The sequence below is a fragment of the Sphingobacterium sp. E70 genome (assembly GCF_019285695.1).
GTDB classification, from domain to species: domain Bacteria; phylum Bacteroidota; class Bacteroidia; order Sphingobacteriales; family Sphingobacteriaceae; genus Sphingobacterium; species Sphingobacterium detergens.
The window spans coordinates 5,139,464-5,156,239 of the sequence record NZ_CP079104.1; the positions used below are offsets into that span (position 1 = coordinate 5,139,464).

Annotated in this window: 31 protein-coding genes; 17 read left to right on the forward strand and 14 right to left on the reverse strand. The window is 39.4% G+C overall.

From position 1 onward, the window contains the following. Positions 1 to 12 precede the first annotated feature (12 nt). From KUH03_RS36785 to KUH03_RS36790, 3 genes are all read left to right on the forward strand, one after another. Complete coding sequence (locus KUH03_RS36785) at positions 13 to 534, forward strand: hypothetical protein (RefSeq protein WP_257089573.1); 522 nt, start codon at positions 13 to 15, stop codon at positions 532 to 534. Then, positions 477 to 659, forward strand: coding sequence for a hypothetical protein (locus KUH03_RS49750; RefSeq protein ID WP_373564553.1), 183 nt, complete (start codon positions 477 to 479; stop codon positions 657 to 659). Before KUH03_RS36785 ends, KUH03_RS49750 begins: the two co-directional genes overlap by 58 nt. Positions 660 to 768: 109 nt before the next feature. Then, on the forward strand, positions 769 to 1,221 hold the full coding sequence (locus KUH03_RS36790; protein WP_257089575.1) for a hypothetical protein: 453 nt from the start codon (positions 769 to 771) through the stop codon (positions 1,219 to 1,221). Positions 1,222 to 1,328: 107 nt separating this feature from the next. Here the strand turns inward: KUH03_RS36790 and KUH03_RS36795 are convergent, their stop codons facing one another. Further along, on the reverse strand, positions 1,329 to 1,970 hold the full coding sequence (locus tag KUH03_RS36795) for a DUF4272 domain-containing protein (RefSeq protein ID WP_257089577.1): 642 nt from the start codon (positions 1,968 to 1,970) through the stop codon (positions 1,329 to 1,331). A gap of 404 nt (positions 1,971 to 2,374) precedes the next feature. After that, a complete protein-coding gene (locus tag KUH03_RS36800) occupies positions 2,375 to 2,719 on the reverse strand; it encodes an SMI1/KNR4 family protein (RefSeq protein WP_257089579.1) in 345 nt (114 codons plus the stop codon). Positions 2,720 to 2,925: 206 nt separating this feature from the next. On the opposite strand from KUH03_RS36800, the gene KUH03_RS36805 reads away from it, so the two are divergent. The 4 genes from KUH03_RS36805 (at position 2,926) to KUH03_RS36820 (ending at position 4,525) form a co-directional block, all read left to right on the forward strand. Further along, complete coding sequence (locus KUH03_RS36805; RefSeq protein ID WP_257089581.1) at positions 2,926 to 3,417, forward strand: hypothetical protein; 492 nt, start codon at positions 2,926 to 2,928, stop codon at positions 3,415 to 3,417. Between the two features lie 203 nt (positions 3,418 to 3,620). Beyond that, complete coding sequence (locus KUH03_RS36810; protein WP_257089583.1) at positions 3,621 to 4,007, forward strand: hypothetical protein; 387 nt, start codon at positions 3,621 to 3,623, stop codon at positions 4,005 to 4,007. Positions 4,008 to 4,163: 156 nt separating this feature from the next. Beyond that, positions 4,164 to 4,298, forward strand: a complete 135-nt coding sequence (locus KUH03_RS36815) for a hypothetical protein (protein ID WP_257089585.1) — start codon at positions 4,164 to 4,166, stop codon at positions 4,296 to 4,298. Beyond that, entirely contained in the window at positions 4,295 to 4,525 is a 231-nt protein-coding gene (locus KUH03_RS36820; protein ID WP_257089587.1) for a hypothetical protein, read from the forward strand. Before KUH03_RS36815 ends, KUH03_RS36820 begins: the two co-directional genes overlap by 4 nt. A 261-nt stretch (positions 4,526 to 4,786) precedes the next feature. Here KUH03_RS36820 and KUH03_RS36825 read toward each other — a convergent pair whose 3' ends face one another. The 7 genes from KUH03_RS36825 to KUH03_RS36855 form a co-directional block, all read right to left on the reverse strand. Continuing rightward, positions 4,787 to 5,539, reverse strand: a complete 753-nt coding sequence (locus KUH03_RS36825) for a DUF3320 domain-containing protein (RefSeq protein WP_306429867.1) — start codon at positions 5,537 to 5,539, stop codon at positions 4,787 to 4,789. Positions 5,540 to 5,556: 17 nt separating this feature from the next. Beyond that, positions 5,557 to 5,880 carry an AAA domain-containing protein gene (locus KUH03_RS36830; protein ID WP_257089589.1) on the reverse strand — a complete coding sequence of 108 codons (324 nt, stop codon included), beginning with the start codon at positions 5,878 to 5,880 and terminating at the stop codon, positions 5,557 to 5,559. Positions 5,881 to 5,888: 8 nt separating this feature from the next. After that, positions 5,889 to 6,272: a hypothetical protein gene (locus tag KUH03_RS36835; protein WP_257089591.1), complete on the reverse strand. Its 384-nt coding sequence runs from the start codon at positions 6,270 to 6,272 to the stop codon at positions 5,889 to 5,891. Then, positions 6,215 to 7,870 carry a hypothetical protein gene (locus KUH03_RS36840; RefSeq protein WP_257089593.1) on the reverse strand — a complete coding sequence of 552 codons (1,656 nt, stop codon included), beginning with the start codon at positions 7,868 to 7,870 and terminating at the stop codon, positions 6,215 to 6,217. The genes KUH03_RS36835 and KUH03_RS36840 overlap by 58 nt, the downstream gene beginning before the upstream one ends. A 152-nt stretch (positions 7,871 to 8,022) precedes the next feature. Further along, a complete protein-coding gene (locus tag KUH03_RS36845) occupies positions 8,023 to 8,352 on the reverse strand; it encodes an AAA domain-containing protein (RefSeq protein WP_257089594.1) in 330 nt (109 codons plus the stop codon). 5 nt (positions 8,353 to 8,357) lie between these two features. Continuing rightward, positions 8,358 to 9,107 carry a DUF4011 domain-containing protein gene (locus KUH03_RS36850; protein ID WP_306429868.1) on the reverse strand — a complete coding sequence of 250 codons (750 nt, stop codon included), beginning with the start codon at positions 9,105 to 9,107 and terminating at the stop codon, positions 8,358 to 8,360. 10 nt (positions 9,108 to 9,117) lie between these two features. After that, on the reverse strand, positions 9,118 to 10,026 hold the full coding sequence (locus tag KUH03_RS36855) for a transglutaminase-like domain-containing protein (RefSeq protein ID WP_257089596.1): 909 nt from the start codon (positions 10,024 to 10,026) through the stop codon (positions 9,118 to 9,120). A 376-nt stretch (positions 10,027 to 10,402) separates the two neighbouring features. Between KUH03_RS36855 and KUH03_RS36860 the strand changes: the two genes are divergently transcribed. From KUH03_RS36860 to KUH03_RS36870, 3 genes are read left to right on the forward strand one after another with little or no spacing between them, the layout of a single operon-like run. Beyond that, positions 10,403 to 10,840, forward strand: a complete 438-nt coding sequence (locus KUH03_RS36860; RefSeq protein ID WP_257089598.1) for an NAD(P)H-dependent oxidoreductase — start codon at positions 10,403 to 10,405, stop codon at positions 10,838 to 10,840. Beyond that, on the forward strand, positions 10,815 to 11,198 hold the full coding sequence (locus KUH03_RS36865; RefSeq protein ID WP_257089600.1) for a hypothetical protein: 384 nt from the start codon (positions 10,815 to 10,817) through the stop codon (positions 11,196 to 11,198). The genes KUH03_RS36860 and KUH03_RS36865 overlap by 26 nt, the downstream gene beginning before the upstream one ends. Further along, a complete protein-coding gene (locus KUH03_RS36870; RefSeq protein WP_257097696.1) occupies positions 11,132 to 11,557 on the forward strand; it encodes a RidA family protein in 426 nt (141 codons plus the stop codon). Before KUH03_RS36865 ends, KUH03_RS36870 begins: the two co-directional genes overlap by 67 nt. Before the next feature lie 168 nt (positions 11,558 to 11,725). On the opposite strand, the gene KUH03_RS36875 is transcribed toward KUH03_RS36870, so the two are convergent. Next, positions 11,726 to 12,175, reverse strand: coding sequence for a hypothetical protein (locus KUH03_RS36875; protein ID WP_147420346.1), 450 nt, complete (start codon positions 12,173 to 12,175; stop codon positions 11,726 to 11,728). Positions 12,176 to 12,448: 273 nt separating this feature from the next. Between KUH03_RS36875 and KUH03_RS36880 the strand changes: the two genes are divergently transcribed. From KUH03_RS36880 to KUH03_RS36890, 3 genes are all read left to right on the forward strand, one after another. Further along, positions 12,449 to 12,802, forward strand: coding sequence for an SRPBCC domain-containing protein (locus KUH03_RS36880; RefSeq protein ID WP_257089602.1), 354 nt, complete (start codon positions 12,449 to 12,451; stop codon positions 12,800 to 12,802). A 199-nt stretch (positions 12,803 to 13,001) separates the two neighbouring features. After that, a complete protein-coding gene (locus KUH03_RS36885; RefSeq protein WP_257089604.1) occupies positions 13,002 to 13,388 on the forward strand; it encodes an alpha/beta fold hydrolase in 387 nt (128 codons plus the stop codon). Continuing rightward, a complete protein-coding gene (locus KUH03_RS36890; RefSeq protein WP_257089606.1) occupies positions 13,385 to 13,702 on the forward strand; it encodes an alpha/beta fold hydrolase in 318 nt (105 codons plus the stop codon). The genes KUH03_RS36885 and KUH03_RS36890 overlap by 4 nt, the downstream gene beginning before the upstream one ends. A gap of 62 nt (positions 13,703 to 13,764) precedes the next feature. Here the strand turns inward: KUH03_RS36890 and KUH03_RS36895 are convergent, their stop codons facing one another. Further along, positions 13,765 to 13,959, reverse strand: a complete 195-nt coding sequence (locus KUH03_RS36895) for a YqaE/Pmp3 family membrane protein (RefSeq protein WP_120258221.1) — start codon at positions 13,957 to 13,959, stop codon at positions 13,765 to 13,767. A gap of 257 nt (positions 13,960 to 14,216) precedes the next feature. On the opposite strand from KUH03_RS36895, the gene KUH03_RS36900 reads away from it, so the two are divergent. Continuing rightward, positions 14,217 to 14,426: a hypothetical protein gene (locus KUH03_RS36900; RefSeq protein WP_120258220.1), complete on the forward strand. Its 210-nt coding sequence runs from the start codon at positions 14,217 to 14,219 to the stop codon at positions 14,424 to 14,426. Positions 14,427 to 14,437: 11 nt separating this feature from the next. On the opposite strand, the gene KUH03_RS36905 is transcribed toward KUH03_RS36900, so the two are convergent. The 3 genes from KUH03_RS36905 to KUH03_RS36915 all read right to left on the reverse strand — a co-directional run bounded on the left by KUH03_RS36905 (position 14,438) and on the right by KUH03_RS36915 (position 15,476). Continuing rightward, positions 14,438 to 14,566, reverse strand: coding sequence for a hypothetical protein (locus tag KUH03_RS36905; RefSeq protein ID WP_257089609.1), 129 nt, complete (start codon positions 14,564 to 14,566; stop codon positions 14,438 to 14,440). Beyond that, a complete protein-coding gene (locus tag KUH03_RS36910; protein ID WP_257089611.1) occupies positions 14,560 to 14,955 on the reverse strand; it encodes a hypothetical protein in 396 nt (131 codons plus the stop codon). Before KUH03_RS36910 ends, KUH03_RS36905 begins: the two co-directional genes overlap by 7 nt. 158 nt (positions 14,956 to 15,113) lie before the next feature. After that, positions 15,114 to 15,476 carry a hypothetical protein gene (locus KUH03_RS36915; RefSeq protein WP_257089613.1) on the reverse strand — a complete coding sequence of 121 codons (363 nt, stop codon included), beginning with the start codon at positions 15,474 to 15,476 and terminating at the stop codon, positions 15,114 to 15,116. Between the two features lie 458 nt (positions 15,477 to 15,934). On the opposite strand from KUH03_RS36915, the gene KUH03_RS36920 reads away from it, so the two are divergent. The 3 genes from KUH03_RS36920 to KUH03_RS36930 are packed head-to-tail and all read left to right on the forward strand — an operon-like array spanning position 15,935 to position 16,685. Beyond that, positions 15,935 to 16,114 (forward strand): hypothetical protein, encoded by a 180-nt coding sequence (locus KUH03_RS36920; RefSeq protein ID WP_257089615.1) that lies wholly within the window; start codon positions 15,935 to 15,937, stop codon positions 16,112 to 16,114. Beyond that, positions 16,084 to 16,560, forward strand: coding sequence for an AraC family transcriptional regulator (locus tag KUH03_RS36925; protein WP_257097698.1), 477 nt, complete (start codon positions 16,084 to 16,086; stop codon positions 16,558 to 16,560). The genes KUH03_RS36920 and KUH03_RS36925 overlap by 31 nt, the downstream gene beginning before the upstream one ends. Continuing rightward, positions 16,542 to 16,685 (forward strand): helix-turn-helix domain-containing protein, encoded by a 144-nt coding sequence (locus KUH03_RS36930; protein WP_257089617.1) that lies wholly within the window; start codon positions 16,542 to 16,544, stop codon positions 16,683 to 16,685. The genes KUH03_RS36925 and KUH03_RS36930 overlap by 19 nt, the downstream gene beginning before the upstream one ends. The last annotated feature ends 91 nt before the right edge of the window (positions 16,686 to 16,776 follow it).

Below are 16,776 nucleotides of genomic sequence, written 5' to 3' on the forward strand. Positions count from 1 at the left end.
TATTTTAAAATTATGTTTAAATTTTTCAAAGAATTATTGAGTGCAGCAAAGGAGGGCGTAAGGGAAGCGAAAGAGGAACTCGCAGAGGAAGCGGAATTGGATAAAGCAAAAGAACAGCAAATTAACAGTAAGGATACGCTGAACAATATTCCTTATGAAGAGCAATTCGGTACAGCGTTGGGCGCGGCATTCCGCGTTATCGTCTTTGGCGATTGGTTTACCGTATTCGGCAGTGCTGGTGATGATGGAACTTATCCGGTTCATCTATATCAGTTCGGGACTTATCCCAAACAAGCGGAGTACCGCGATGAACTGGTGAAACTATTGAAAAGAGACTTCGCTATTGCAGATACGGAAAGCTGCCTGCAAATATTAGCAGCATATTTTAACTTGCTCGGAATTAGGACAGGGGAACCGCTCTGGAAGGTCGGGAAGATCAGATCGACAGTGGAAGCTGGGATATCAGCAAATCCGGTGTGGATGCGCTTGCCATTACTGTCAGTAGTCATATCACGACCGCCGCAGCTGATGTAGGGTATCTGCCAAAATCAGCCGCTTTGGACATTTTGAAAAAGCTTTCTTCCTACGCAAGATTGCACTTTAAAGATTGGCATACTTTCTCCGAAAAATTTTTGGAGGAGAACATCATGTTGGGCTAAACAATAAAATCGGGAAATCTTATTTAAAAAGATATGTTGGCTATTTAAGGAAAAGATAGGCAGTCCTTGGAATAATATTGATTGGAATACCCAACCAGTCCAAGACCGTGTGCTGTCAGCTATTGCCTGGACATTTCAGGCCAAGTCGTATCATAGCTCCCAGGAGTTTGATGCCGATGTTGCGGAGTATCAGCGTGATATTTTAGGCGATCGGGCGAAATGGGATGCCAATGAAATTGTGGTCGATGCGCCCGAAATAGAGCTTTGTTATATGTGTTGGATCAAGGGAATGGAAGATTTGAATCCCAATGAGGTACTAATGGATGATGAAGAAGAGGCTTTTGATGAGGATAATGGAGATGATGGATATTTTCAAGTAGAAATATGCGCCCGAATCCAAGCTTCCAATGGGAAGAATTTTACCGCACTGGACCTATTGTATCAAATGGAGAAACAATTGATAGGCAAGGAATTGGGGGATCACATATTCTTTGAGGGGCTTGATCGTGTCGAGAATCACTCCGGCGATACACCCTTGTATGATATCAGTTTTGGAAGTTAGTCTTTTATCGCAAGAAACGGAAATACGTATCATACTGTTGTTTATTATAAAAATAGCGGCATACTATGCCGCTTATCAATCACTCAATGACAAGCATTGAGTGATTTTTATGTTCCCATCTCGATATCATCCCAATCTGAATCTTTGTTGATAAGCCATTCCAATGCTTTTCGGCGCTCATAGACAAGTCCTTCATTGATCAATGCTTGTTTTCCCTTTAGCCTCTCATCGACACAGTACCAATGTAAACGATAATAAAAATCAAGCATGGCGTAAATTTCATTTCCGCTTTTTAACGACGACAGACGATCAATTTTTTCATTATTTTCATTGCGTTCGAGGTTTGGCAACAAGGAGGCCATATGGTCGCCACACCATGCAGTTTCATCCAGATTATCGACTAATTCAGTTACCCACATCAATGCCCAGAGACCCTCAAGGTACCATCTTAATGAATTAAGTTCACGGTCTGAAAGTGCATCGTTATTTTTTTGTAGAATTTCCTGTTCCCATTTCGATAAACGTTTGGTCAGGCCATGATGGTCGATCCAGTTCCTGATAATTTCCACCGGAGCTTCAAAGGATATATTGATCAGCGCATTCATGACAGACATTCTCCCTCTTACTGCATCAATGCTTCTGGTATTCGGATCCTCTAAAACTGGTAACCAAGCTGTAAAGCGGTAATTTTTGGCCTCAATTTGTTTGATATTCGCCTCTTTTATGGCATTCTTTTCTTCTATAGTCATACTTTTTAACAATGATTTTCATTTAAATAGCCGGATTTCTCCGCTGAAAATTTATACACAGCTGCCTTAATCTTCGTCTTCGTCTTCATCTTCAAATGAAATGTAAGACCAATCAACATCAAGTACCTCGAGTATATTGTCAAAGAGTTGCGGATCCATTGTTCCGACAAATGCCCCTTGACATACGCCGTTGCCATCAAAAGAAAGGCTAATAACATCCGTATAATCTCGGGTAAATATTTTTGGTTATCAACACTCAATTCCGGAATTAATTCCCAATTGCTTTCCACTGCAGCCACCATAGTGGAGGGAATCGTGTGAAGACAATTGGCATAATACCGTAAACCCCAAAAGTGCCATTATAGATTGCCATCATCAACAAAAAGTCTGAAACATGTGTTTTTCTAGCTCCCAGTCTGAATCGTATGTGGTATCGTAATTTGCATACACCGGCGGATTATCCAAAGATAGATCTGTCGTTTTGATTCCCAGGTGACTACAGCCTGATTCTCTTCATAGATGGGTAGATAACCATCCAATAGCGCTACATCATCTTCGGGGCTAAGTAATCGATTATAGCAATAATTGATGTTATTATTTGCACCCAAAGTCTGATAATATGTCCGTAAAGTTTTAGGAAAAACGATATTTATTTTTTCTTCAAGTTTCTGGATCTCTAGTTCGCTATATCCGTCAATACCATCCTGTTCTAAAGCAAATAACTTCCTTATCTTATTTAAATAATCCATCGATCTTGATTTTACTGTACCTAAAATAGTTAATTCAGCAGTAAAATAAAACCTTCGGCCCATCTTATTTCGCTGTCGTTCATAAAAATCTGCATATTGGATTAAATTTGATAATTTTGTGCGGCTAATTAATTACTGCATTGCATATTTAGACGGTTTTTTTGATGTCTGGAGTGAAAGACAAGTTTCATTTAATAAAGAGAAGAATGTATTTATACCTTATATTTTTAATAGGCTTTGCGCTATTCATTGTACTATTTAGCCTAATTTTCAGGCAGTATACTGCTGGATTTAAACCTAAAAATAATCAGATCAGTTATGAAGCTTCAGCTGATTTGGTAGGAGAAAAGATCAGAAAGATTTCATCCCGTCCTTTCCTGTTTGGCTTGGAAGATAATCTTGTTAGTGATGAAGATTTCTACTTTGATGATATAAACTTTTATGCTATTGATAATAAACAGCAGAGAAAGGTAGTTTTCCCGCTAACGGATATCATCGAGCTGAGCAAGACTTCAATAACAATCACAAATCATAGGGTCTGGCAGGTCATTATCAATGGGGCTGACAATCAAAAAATAGTATTTAAGTTTACACACAACTATACCCTATGGAATAAAGATTTTGTTAAATTTTATAAGAAAATAGCGCAAATAAACCCAGCCGCAATAAAATCGAAATGGAGTCTTTGGACAATGTAATGGAGATCGATTTATCCCAATTTGAGAATAACCTTTTCATTTTGATATCATTTTTCTTATTAAAAACTTTGTAAAATAAATTTATAGAGCTGTATTTCAGTTTGTTATTTCTTGTTTTTTTGTTGTGGAATGTTGTTTGGCTTATGCCAGTAACAATGAATAATAGGTATTCATAAAAACAATGCAATGGAAGCAAGAAAAAAATGGATGAAGGACAGACGGTGGATTTTGTTGCCGCTGTAATCCCGGAGCTGAATCTTAGACTCAGGAAAACCGAACTTAAAAAGGACTACAAAAATATTGTCAATGTCATATCTCAGTTTGCTGAGGATGTCATTTATGCCAAAGATTGGCGCCGTTTTGAATGGGTCATGCAGGTCGTGGCTTATGTACTTGAGCGTGGAACTTTAGAACTCCAGATTGTAATAAACGGATTACTCCCAAAGACCTTCTCCAGATTTAAAAAGCATGTAACAGGATTGAATGGAGTCACCTCGAGGCCCGTTTGCCCCTTTCGATACAACAGCTTATTCTTCCAGAAGGTAGGAATGACTAGAGAAAAACAAAGCTGGCGAATACTATCCCTATGAAAATAACTAATGTAATCATACGGCGGGCTTGTATAACAGATTGTAAGCCAAAATCGATTGCGGGCCAAAGTTCGGATGACAGCCGGTGTTATTTAATATCGGATTTATAAAAAGCTATTTTATAACAAGAATGTTTAAACCGCTTAAAGTGAATATATGATGAATATAAAGCAAGCTCAGGAAATCATTGTTTCGGTGATACCATTGGCGCAAGCAGAAATGTCGCAGCCAGAAAATGCTGGCAATCCAATCACAACAATCCGCATCCTTACATCGTATATCAAAAGATGATCGAGCAAGGACGCGAGGATGAGTTGGGTAAAGCACTGCACCTGATGGAATACATGCACGAAAAAGGGGAGCGGAGACTCCAAAATGCAGTGGAGAATATATTTGTTTTCTCATTGGACAGTATTTTGACAGCCTGCCCCGAATCGCTGCGTGGAATGGTGACTGGCAAGATTCCCATCGGAATTTATACCGCTTACATCAATCAAATGTATAGATCAGGCTATTAAACCTGATCTATATCAAAACAATTCTCCCATTTATTGATTTCCAATAGCCCTGTTGGAGTAGTTTATCAATTGAAGTATTGATAATGTTATCAATTTGAGCACCGGTTTTTGAAAAGGAAAAAGATCTGGCTGTGGCGCGTACAAGATCCTCTCTTAATAAACTGAGACTGTTGTCCATGACCTCGATAAGTGCGATCTCTATTTCCTTAGGCGCAATATCTTCGATCGCTCGTTTTTCGAGGTTATTGTCGCGGTAGTATGTCAGCGCTGTGGCCGATTGTTCGTGATCCCAATAAAAATTTGATGGGAAAGCTCCTCCTTTACTCCGGGCAATTTTCTCGTCAGTTCAGTTAGATACTGGACAAGTTTTGATGTGGCTCTTGTGGTGTTCCATAAACGTAGTACCTTGCGAAAGAGATGGTTTTGACTGATTGGAGATTCCGTGCGGATGATCTTCAGGATCTGATCGCTCAATACCGTTCGATAGGCCGCATCATAAATTAATTCTGGACTTGCTGTTGTCATTGGATTGACTTTGGCGCTCACATAAGGTTTCATTTTAGATGAAACAATGGCGTCATCGGATCGCACTGAAAGGGTGGTTTTCGATTGTGCTTGAGAAGCATCGATGATGATAGGCTCTTTTGCCGTTGTATCGTTTACGATGCGTTGAATTTCCGCTTTAATGGCATTCAGTATTTTATCTCTGTTTTTTATCCAGTCTAAGGTCCAGATGCGGTAAATATTCCAGCCCAGTGATTGCAGCACATTCGGAATCAGCAGTTCCCTGTCATTGGTTGTCTGTGTATTGAAATAGTTTTTCCCATCAACCAATATCCCCAAAATATACTGATGAGCATGCATCGGGTCTACAATACCAATATCAACGCGATAGCCTGAAGTACCTATATTTGTTTTCACTTTTATACCCTGTTGGTCTAAATATTTCGCGATCGATTGGATGAGCGTATATTTTTCCTGATCATGGGCTACAGCTTCAGCTGTCTGCAGTATGCCTCTTTCAGCGAAGTTTAAAAGGCTTTTAGTCCCTCCACACCAGTCGAACTGGTACGGTTTAAATCAATCTGATCTCCCTTTAGCGAAGAGAAAACACGCATTTCGTATCGGGCCCGGGTCACAGCAACATTGAGTCTGCGCCAGCCGCCATCACGATTCAAAGGGCCGAAATTCATCGATACCTTGCCATCTTCGTCTGGGCCGTAGCCGATGGAAAATAGAATAAAATCACGTTCGTCGCCCTGGACATTTTCTAAATTTTTAATAAAAATAGGCTCATCACCCTGTAGTGCCGTTTCTTCTAAGTCGGGATGCGCTGAGAATAATGACTGCAACAAATCTTCAATTAAATTCTGCTGCGTTTGACTAAAAGTGACCACACCCAATGAACGATGGGGCGATGTTCCAAATGCTGTTTTATATATTGGATCACTGCCTCAGCTTCTTTTAGGTTTGTTCGGGTTTTCCCCTTGTCATAATGACCATCGATAAATTGAAAACTTACTTTCTTGTCCTGATCGTCATGGGAAGGAAATGTCAACAATTTGTTCTCATAAAAATTGGAGTTACTGAAAGAAATAAGACTTTCATGTTTACTGCGATAATGACGCAATAAGTATTTCGATGGAATGGACAAGGCGAGGGAATCATCCAGGATGCTTTCCAGGTCTTCTAATTCCAGATGATCTTCATCAATTTTGTTGCTGGCAAAGAAGCTCGTTGGTGGCATTTGCTTTGGATCCCCACAATAATGGCCTGTTTAGCCCGGGCGAGGGCGCTGATTGCTTCTGATGTCGGTAGCTGCGATGCTTCATCGAAAATAACCAGATCGAAATGATCGGTATTTACATCAAAATATTGGGCAACCGAAATCGGACTCATCAGCATGCAGGGTTTGAGTCGCGGAAGTAACGTCGAAATCTGATCAAATAAACGGCGGATACTGACTCCACGTCCTCGATTTCGGATCGCACGTTGTAAGATTCCAATTTCCGAACTATGAACAGCTTCCTGGGAGAGGTTGGGGATTTTGTTGCTGAGCTCCAAAACCAATTGCTCCCGTACCAATCGGGTAAACTCTTGATGAAGTGTCTTGTATTGTAAAATCTGTGCTTCATATACAGCTGCATCAAAACCATTTAAAATGCTGGACTGATCCAAAGAATTTACAAAGTAATTGAGATGCAATACACTTTCCATATCCATGCTCAGTGCATCTTTATTGATTTTGTTCGCTTCAAGTAGATCAATCAACCAGGATAGTCCCAGTTTTATGCCCTGATCCTTATAATAATTGTACCGGATCCAGTCTTCAAGTTGATCTAAATCTTGTTTTATTTGGTTTAAAATCTCGACTTCTGGAATATGAACTAAAAATGCCGAAATGGCCTGATGCTTATCTGCGTAATGTTGGAGCGTTAAAATAAGGGTAGGTATTCTCAACTTTAGATCTATATGCGTGAGGATATAGTTTAACCAAGATTGAAAGTTTTCAAATTTGAGCTGTTGCGCTAGTTCATTGAATGCCCGCAGTTCTTGCTGATGCTGTTGCAGTGTAACTAAATTATAGGTATTGCCTATGAGATAATAACTCGTCGCCTCGTTTATCGGATAGAATTGCGGTTCCGCTAAATTCTTTGCCACCAGATCGAAGGAATTTTTCTGATAAAAGAACTGATCAACCTGCTGTTCGGAAGTAATTTTGTTTGTGGCAAAACCATTTAAGAATTTTTTTACTTTACGTTGTTTTAACCATTTGGGCAGAAACCAGGAATGTTTTGACTGATTCCAGGTGGATTCAATCAGATTCCAGTCTGTCGTAAATATTCGGTTGCCAAAATCTGTAACAAGTACATTTTCTAATGTCTGTTTTTGGCTTTGCAGTTCAACCCAATGATCAAGTAAATTCTTTTGACGAACATCAAAGTAGACATTGACGATGGTCTGATGCGCCGAAAAGTGGCTGATCTTTTCGAGAAGTGAATATAGCGAGGTCTTGTTTTCGATCCAATTCTTCGTAAGATTCAATTGCAGATCCGAGAGGGCTTTTGTTGCCTCAGCGTCTGCCTGTATATAATCTTCGATAGATTTCTCGATATTATTTTTGTGAGCAAAGTTCTGATCTTTCAAGTGGATCAAGTGCAATGGGTGCTTGTCAATCGCTGGTAATTTATGCGTTAACTCTCCGAAGGGGATTGCCCAGTCCTGCCAATTATTCCAGGTCTTTTTGTCAATATGTTCCAGTTGCAGGGATAGCAACCAGTCCGTGTTGATTTCGATATGATGACTGTCCAAATAGGAAACGGAATCATACAGGCTCCAGCCCACTGCAAAGGGTTGATGTAAGGAGTCAACATATTGACTTAATGCTGCTTTGCGCTGATCAATACGTTGTGCTTCTTCCTGAAAATCGATATGGCTTTGATACTTGGGTGTTTCAGGCTCTGTTCCAATTGCCGTAGGACATCTGATTTTTAGATTTATTTGAATGTAACTCTAAACAGAAGGAGCCTAAACCAATTTTTTCCAAACGGCGATGTACCACATCCAAAGCAGCCTTTTAGCAGCGACAAAAAGTACTTTTTATCATTCGCTAGTGCATTTGCGATAATATTGGTGATGGTCTGGGATTTACCGGTACCGGGAGGGCCATGTAATACAAAGCTCTTATTCGCGTTGGAGTGACGTACAGCTTCAAGCTGGGAATTGTCTGTTGGAATGGGTAATGTTAACAAGGAAGAGGGGAGCTGCTCCAGATTTTCCGAATCACCAGTGATATCCAATAGATCCGAAAGTCGCCCGTCAATCAAGCTCTTTACAATGGTGCTTTTTTAATTTCTTCTGCATATTTGGTTAGGTCTTGCCATAGAATAAGTTTGTTAAAAGAGAAGTTTCCAAGGACAACCTGTTCCTGAATATCCCATCCTTCCAGGTTTAAAATAGACTTTCTTAGAATGGCAAATACTTTTTGTACGTCAACTCCCGATTCATCCATTGGTAGCACTTCCAGTGCATTGAGGTTAAGCTTAAATTCCTGTTTGAGATACTCCAATAGTGTAATATTGATCATGGCCTCCTCTTCACGGCTTCGGAGCGTAAACTTGGTGTTGACAGATCTGCGTGATAATTCAACAGGAATCAATAGGATGGGGGCAAGTCTAGGCTGTTGATTGGTTTTGGGTTCAAACCACTTCAATAAACCGACTCCCAGATACAAGGTGCTCTTTCCATTTTCCTCTTCGGCCAATTTCGCATTGCGGTACAGGTGTGTTAAGATATTATCCAGATCATCCTGATGATAAAGTGTCAGCAGGCGATTATATCTGAATTCATCGTCAGCAAGCTTAAATAATGGCTCAGAAGAATGCAAGGGTTCTAAATAAAGATTGTAACGACGTAAAACCTCTTGACTGTTGTTGGGATGTATAGTAAGTGATTTTCCGTTTGATAGATGATCTTCCAAGAGATCTGTTTTCAGATCCACTATTTGCAACATACTTTTAGTGAACCGGAGGTTCAATAGGTTATTTCTGAGTGAAAGATCGAGCAGCTTTCGTTCCCAGATTTTTGTTTTGTTAGATCTTTGACTTCACTGAGAACGAGATCGAGTTTGTTGTCATCGATATTAAAATAATCGATAGCCTGTTTTTGGTTGATCCAGTGGTATTCTTTAATGCTACGTTGTTCAGCTCGTCCTTTCCAGTAAAAGGTAAGGGAAGGATCCCATGCGAACGGGCATGTTTGATATCAAGGGATAAAATAAAGTTGTTGGCATGTAATAGCTGCGTTTCGGCGATGTTCATTGCTTCCCGCATGGTATAGGCATTTCCTCGGCATAAATGTGTAGACTCGATCAAAGCGATATCATCAATTCCATGCGCGATCCGTTTTGAAATAGCGGCTTGATCATAATTGACAACAGCTTCTAGTCGCTGGTCGTTGAGCCAAACGCCTATAAATGCATGCCCTCGAGTGACAATAAGAATTGGATTCAGATCGATTGCTTCCAGACAGGCTGCAAATAGTAGCGAGATATCGATACAGTTTCCAAACTTCGTTTCCCAGATCTGATCGACCAGACGAATACGCTGACCTTCAGTTTCAAAACTTGCAGGCATGGCGCTGTATGTAATATTGATATTTAGAATAGCCTGATATAGGGCCATTACTTCCTGCAGGACACGATCCTTGCTATCGGATTGATAGCCCAAAAACGCTGGCGTTAACCTGTTTTTCTCAAGAATTTTGACCGCCTCTGCTTTAATCGTATAGATGATATCGTGATTGGGCAAAACGTAAGAAGCCAATAACTCGGGGTACTTACTTAATCCGCCAAAATAATCCATCGGTAACACGTTTACGGTGAATTTTTGCTGATATAAGATTTCATTTTTAGAATAAATCGTACAGGTAAGCGTATCCAAATCTTTCTCTACCAGATTACGGATAAATGGAATGTTGTAATCGAAAGCTAAATTTTCCACTGTCACTGGTGTTCCTTCCAAAAACCTGTCTATATAAAATGTGTAGGGGCTGAACAATCCGATTTCAGAAGTAATCTCAATTTTTATCTGTTCAAGATCCTTTGTAACCGCGGTGATTTTAATTTTTCCACCAGCGACAGATTATGGAAACAGAAGCTATAATTAAAGTGAGAAGCTTTCTCTATTGCAACCTGAAAACAAGCATTAGTTTCGATCATTTTAAAAAAAAAAATATATTAGTTTAAAGATATAGAAAATTTATATACTCCCAATTGCTTTATACGCTATTTCTAGTTGTCGTTTTGAGTGTAATTTTTGGCAAAATATATAAAGGAGGCATCTTTAATTTTGTGTCAGATTTAACAAGTGATTTAAGATGAAAAAATTATATGCCTCCCTTATTGGAGTAATGTTAGCTGTGTTGACCAATGTTGTCATGGCACAGGCTCATAAAACACAGGTCTTGGTTCTTATTCATTCCGATAAAGGCGGAACGTATGAATTAGCCAAGGAAGTTGCAAAAGGTATTGAACACAATGGTAAGGTACAGGCTGTGGTTAAACTGGTGAAACCATCATCTGATCCAAAGCTGAGTAGTCTTGCTGTAGCAACAGTAGAAGAACTGTCTAATTATGACGGGATTGCATTTGGATCACCTGTTTATTTTGGTAATATAAGTACAGCAATGAGCGAGTTCCTGTCCAAAACAGTAGAGCTATGGTCCCAGCACGCTTTGGAGGGCATCCCGCTACAGTATTTATGTCTGCAGGAGTGGTGCAGGAAAGGAATTGGCATTGCAGTCATTCTGGAATAGCCTGGCGGTACATGGGATGATTCTGGTTCCTACCGGTATTATGGGGAATGACAAAATAGATAAATCCATTCCACAGGGAAATACAGTCTTGGGGACAACAAGTCTCGCTTCATTGACAGTTACCGAAAGACCAAGCAAAAGTGAGCGCTATCTGGCCGAGTTGCAGGGAATGAACTTTGCGAAGGTTGCCCTAGCGCTAGCGGGTACAAGGGAAAATAAGGCTCTTGATAAAAAAAGTAGCCCAGCTCATCCGGATGCGGTAGCAATCCATAATCGGTTACGGAAAACAATATTGTACTTCCAAAAGTACCCCAACCGGCGGGGAATTATCAACCTTATGTCCGTTCCGGAAATTTAGTCTTTATCAATCAGGTGGCACTCAAGGATGGTAAAATATTTAAACCCGGAAAATTAGGGGCCGGTGTAAGTGAGCAGGAGGTGAAGGAAGCGACTGAAATAACAATGCTTAATGTACTTTCTGTTCTTAATGAGGCGGTGGGTGGAGAGCTAAACCGGGTCAAACGTTGTGTACAGTTAACCGGAATTTTCAATACGAAAGACGATTATAGTAAACATGCCGACCTGATGAACGTGGCATCCAATCTTGCTGTTACGGTCTTTGGCGAAAAAGGGAAACACGCCCGGGCGACTTTTGGAGCTTCATCTTTACCTGTAAATTCATCTGTAGAGATACAGGCAGTCTTCGAAATTGAATAGCTAGCTAGCTGTGAAAATCGACTGCGGGACCTTTATGACCAATAAGCCGAGTGCAGCGAGCGAATTGATACCTGAATTAAAAAACGGCTCTATAAAAATAGACAATAAAAAATGCCAATGTGATAAACATTGGCATTACCTTATACGTCCTATAAAGTTTCAGGGATGTTATTTTTTAACTTCACCTTTATATTTTACTGCACCATTTACATATAAATCTGATTTATCCGCATCATATTTATAGGTATCCTTTTGGTATGTATTGTTTTCAGTTTTATCCAAAATAATCGTTGTTTTATTGTCGTCTGGTAAAAATAACTCCATTTTAGATTTATCATCATTAGCGACAACAAATGCACTGATGATAGCATCGCCTTCTTTAACATCAACAGGATTCAGACGTGTTCCTACATTAAAGACCTGAATACATCCCTGTTTAACTTCACTCCAGGTTTGGCCTGCGCCAACAAGACATCCATGTTCATCCTTATCTCCGCCGATAGATGGTGTTTCTTCTTTGGCCAGACTGTCTGTTTTCTCAGCAGATTTTGGTTGCTGTGCATTATTACATCCTGCAAATAGGATAACACATAGTGCTAAAAATGCTATTTTTTTCATTTTAATCGGTTTTTTATATGTTTTGTTCTGCGCTGCAATAAATATACCATACTTGTCATATTGATCCCTTTGTTTAAAAAAAAAAAATTAAGTGAACCGTAAATATTGTCATAGGACAAGTTAATTTAATACGCTGTTTATTAATATTGTATTGCAGCTAATATTGCGGGTCAACCATCGCTTTATGCCGGCCGAAGGCAGTTGTTTGAAATATATATTCAATAGGCGGTAGAAATGAATAAACAGATCGTATTTAATCTAAAAATATAACATATGGAAGACGCAAACTCAGGGAAAAAAAGCCTTGTTTCAGTTGTTTTGGTGGAGAAACCGCTCGAAGATGTCTGGGAACACTGGATCCGATCAGCGTCCATAAAACAATGGAATATTCCATTCGATGATTGGCATTGTCCAGAAGTAGAGAACGATTTTAGGGAAGGTGGGCAATTTAATTTTCGAATGGAACGACGGGCTGATCATGAAGGCTTTGATTATCGTGGGGTATATGATCGTATTATCCCATTAGAATATATTGAAAGTACCAGTGGCGGAAGAAACTGTATTGTTGAATTTCAGGCTATCGATAATAATACGATTATAGGGAGACGTTTGAACCAGACGCGGTGACGCCGCTGGATCTTCAGCAAAATTTCACCGACGCTGTTCTGATCAACTTTAAAAAATTTGTAGAAAGCAGATAAATCTAGATCTTTAATAGACGAAACTAATTAAATTGAATCATGAGCATGTTGAATAATCACTCAGGCTTTGCCGCCGCTAACGGGATAAAGTTATACTATGAATATATGGGGCCGGAAAGCCACTAGTGCTTATCCACGGCGGTGGCTCCTCAGGTTTTTTTGATTTTGAGGAGACGGTGATCCGATTGAAAGATCGCTATCAATTGATTCTGCTGGATATGCAAAATCATGGTCGATCGGAGCATAGGGCCGTTCCGGAAACATTTGAACAGGATGCAAGGGATATTATAGCGGTGTTGGATTACCTTGCGATCGATAAAGCCTCATTTTTAGGTTTCAGTAATGGCGCAACGACCATTTTGAAACTCGCTTCTCTTTTCCCGGATAGGGTAAACAAATTGATTGCTGCTTCGGGTAACACCAAAAGAGAGGGCTTGTTAGATGGCTTTTTTGATAGCATGTCAGCTTCTACGATTGAGGTTATGCCGCCTTATTTGAAAGAAAATTTTTGAAATTGAATCCGGATCCTGAAAAGTTTAAAAATATGTATGAAAAGGATAGCCAGCGCATGATAAATTTTCAGGATTTTGAACCGGGTACTGCCTTAGAAAACTTAGCTTGCCCAGTATTTCTGATCGGAGGAGATCAGGACGTGGTCAAAGGGCAGCATTTGGCACAAATGCAACAGCAGATTCCCAATGCACGGCTCATGGTTCTACCCGCTAATCATGGTAATTATATGATGAAAGATTTTAATGGACAAATAGATAAAGAGTTAATTGATTTTACTGTCCTTCAGATTCAAAAATTCCTTGAGGCCGAATAGCATTTTCCTATTCAAGTCCTATTCGTTGGGTTGAGGCGATTTTAGTACAGCAGACGAGACAATTAGCGGCGCATACTACGTTCCAAACTTCGTATGCGTTGTTGATTTTTGCCATCAACACGTGAAGCAACGGCCCATATTGCTGCGGGCAACCAGCCCAAAATAGTAATTTGGAGGATTAAACAAATAATTCCACTGAATATTTTGCCTCTTAAAAAGAAGGATAACCAAGGAAGTAGTACTGCAATCAATATCATATCAAACGATTTATAAAAGAACTGTATAATAACCAAAAACAAGATCCTTTCATTTGGTTATACAGATAGCTTAAATGTACACAACAAAAATCGACAATAATATGGAAGAAAGCAAATCGCGGAAGATGTTAAGAAATCTTAAAATTTTCTGTTTCCAATCCTCTTTTGAAAATTCGGGGCAGGAGTGGCACCAATGTTGATGTTCCCCTGTCGAATATTTTTAGATGCAGTTTACAATAAGATAAATGACGGAACACATGAAAGAGAGCAAAAACATTATTGAGATTTTGGACAATAAATATAAAGCTTATTTGGAAGAAGACGGAAAATGGCTCAATGAAGGATTTAGGAACATTTTTATAGAAGGAGAGGCCAGTAGAAAGAATTTAAAAACATCGGTTTACCTGATGTTGCCCGAAGAAATTAGGGAAGATGTAGATCAGCTATTATCGGACAACTTCAGTTAAAAGGAACTAATCTACAGCAGGTTTTTAATGTAATCAATTTTCCCCTTTTCCTCCTGGGCTTTGACCACATTCGCTATACCAAATCTTTTGATAGTTTGATAGATCTGCTGTTTCTCTTTTCTACTCAACACGTTTAACATCGTGAGTATCTCTTTTCCTGTGTAGTTTCTAGTTCAAGTCTTGTCCCTTCCCAGATACTTGCAGTAATCCGGATGTTGACAATTTGTACGAATGGAACAAACACCAATAAATCGAGGTCAGCCATGGCTTTTTTGAACGCATGTCTTGCGGGCATTCTTTTGAAATAAAATCCCCTTGTATCTGTTTTCGCCCGAACGGCTTTTTTGCTGTTCTTTAACATCCAAAACCCGATCAGGATACATATCAACTTTAAAGGTATTGATCCCCAAAAAGGAGCCATGTCTACCCATAATGTTCCTGTTCCAATGAGAACTAAAATAACAGCGATCGTGATTCTTTTCCAGTTTGGATGATAATAAATCTTTTCAGACGGCACCTCATTAACCATAAGCTCCTTATAAATGAAGATCTATTTTTACTTCACGTAATCAACCTATTCATTGATCAGTAGTAATGTAAAACGACAGATTATTTCGTAAATATAATCGTGTGCAACAGTCGATACGTCTTACATTTACAATTCGTCTGAAAAGATTTTATATTCGATCATACACCGAATTGTCGCAAGTGATGATCCATGTGTTTATACACAAAAATGCCAATTTGTTCCGTTTCCATTTTTCCGAAAAAATCGTGGACGAAATCTGGATTTGAATAGTGACCATAGGATTCAATTTGCTCCATCCAATTTTTTTTTCTGGGCGGCATCAACCTGCCCCATATTGTCCTTAACAGCGAAAATTCCCGCAGGCACATTTTTTTCAGTGGCTTATCGTCTTTTATCATACCTTTTAGGGCCATTTTCCCAAATATCTTCCCAAGAAATTCTTGTTTGTAATGATGTTTATTCCGACCTAGCACCCAATCATTCCAGATTGTACAGTGTTTGATCATTTGATACACATTCATTTTTCCCCATTGCGCTGTGTTATTGGGGTAAGGAGCTCGATCCTTTCAATCAGTTCTGCTCTTTCTGAGTTATTGAATATTGTTTTCATCTTGTTTTTTTTGTAAAGTTAGGGCAGATATGGCCGACCATTACCACGTAAAAATGACATTTGAGGGTGGTTTTCGTGCCAAAATTATGTGTACATTTAAGAGAGAAAATAGCGGTGTACATAAATATTTACGGATGAAACATATATCAGTCATTATCTATAACAATGTATTATCTACGGCCGTATCAACTACGGTCGCTTTACTCATGAGCGCAAATGAATCTGCTTTAAAAAGGGGATGCCGATACCATTTGAGATTGAATTAATTGGGGTTGGTACAAAAACGGTGCAGTCCATTCTCCCGATCCAATTTTATTGTACGAGAATACTCGCGGAGGTTGCCCGAACGGATGTGGTTATAATTCCCCCATGAATATAGCCGCTGGGCAGATTGAATCATTTTTAGATGACAACTGGGAGCTGATCGGTTGGATCAGAGATAAATATGAGCGCAAGGCGGAAGTGATCAGTCTGTGCACCGGAGCCTATTTTTGGCCGAAAGTGGATTGTTGGATGGGATGCCAGCAACTTCGCATTGGGACGCCATAACGGATCTGGCAAGGCGATATCCCAAGATCCTGTTTAAACCAGATCATGTGGTCACTCATTCCAAAGCAATTATTACAGGCGGAGGTGGTTTTTCGGCATTAAATGCAATGCTCTATTTTATAGAAAAAAATTGTAGCAAGGAAATCGCCATCGAACTCAGTAAGTTCTATGCATTGGATTATGGTCGTACCTCACAGAATATATTTTCAGTTTTCTCGGGGCAACGTCTTCACGATGATCAAGATATCCATCGGGCGCAAAGCTATATCGAAGAGAAAATTAAAGCAGATATTTCGGTTGAACAGATTGCTGACCATGTCAATATGAGCAAACGAAATTTTATTCGAAGATTTAAGAATGCAACCCGATTGAATCCGATAGAATATATACAGCGGACAAAGATAGAGGTCGCAAAAAAGCATTGGAAATGGGGAATGCAAATATAGCTGATGTTACCTATAGTATCGGTTATAATGACTTAAAAACATTCCGCAGCTTATTCAAGAAAATAACCGGATTGACACCCATAGATTATAGAAACAGATACAAGGGCCAATTTGAGGAAGTTTAATGACTGGACTATCCGGCATCTCAAATCTGGATGATAATATGGATTCTTTTTACGAATATTTTTGCCTGTATAAATCAAAATATTTACTAAA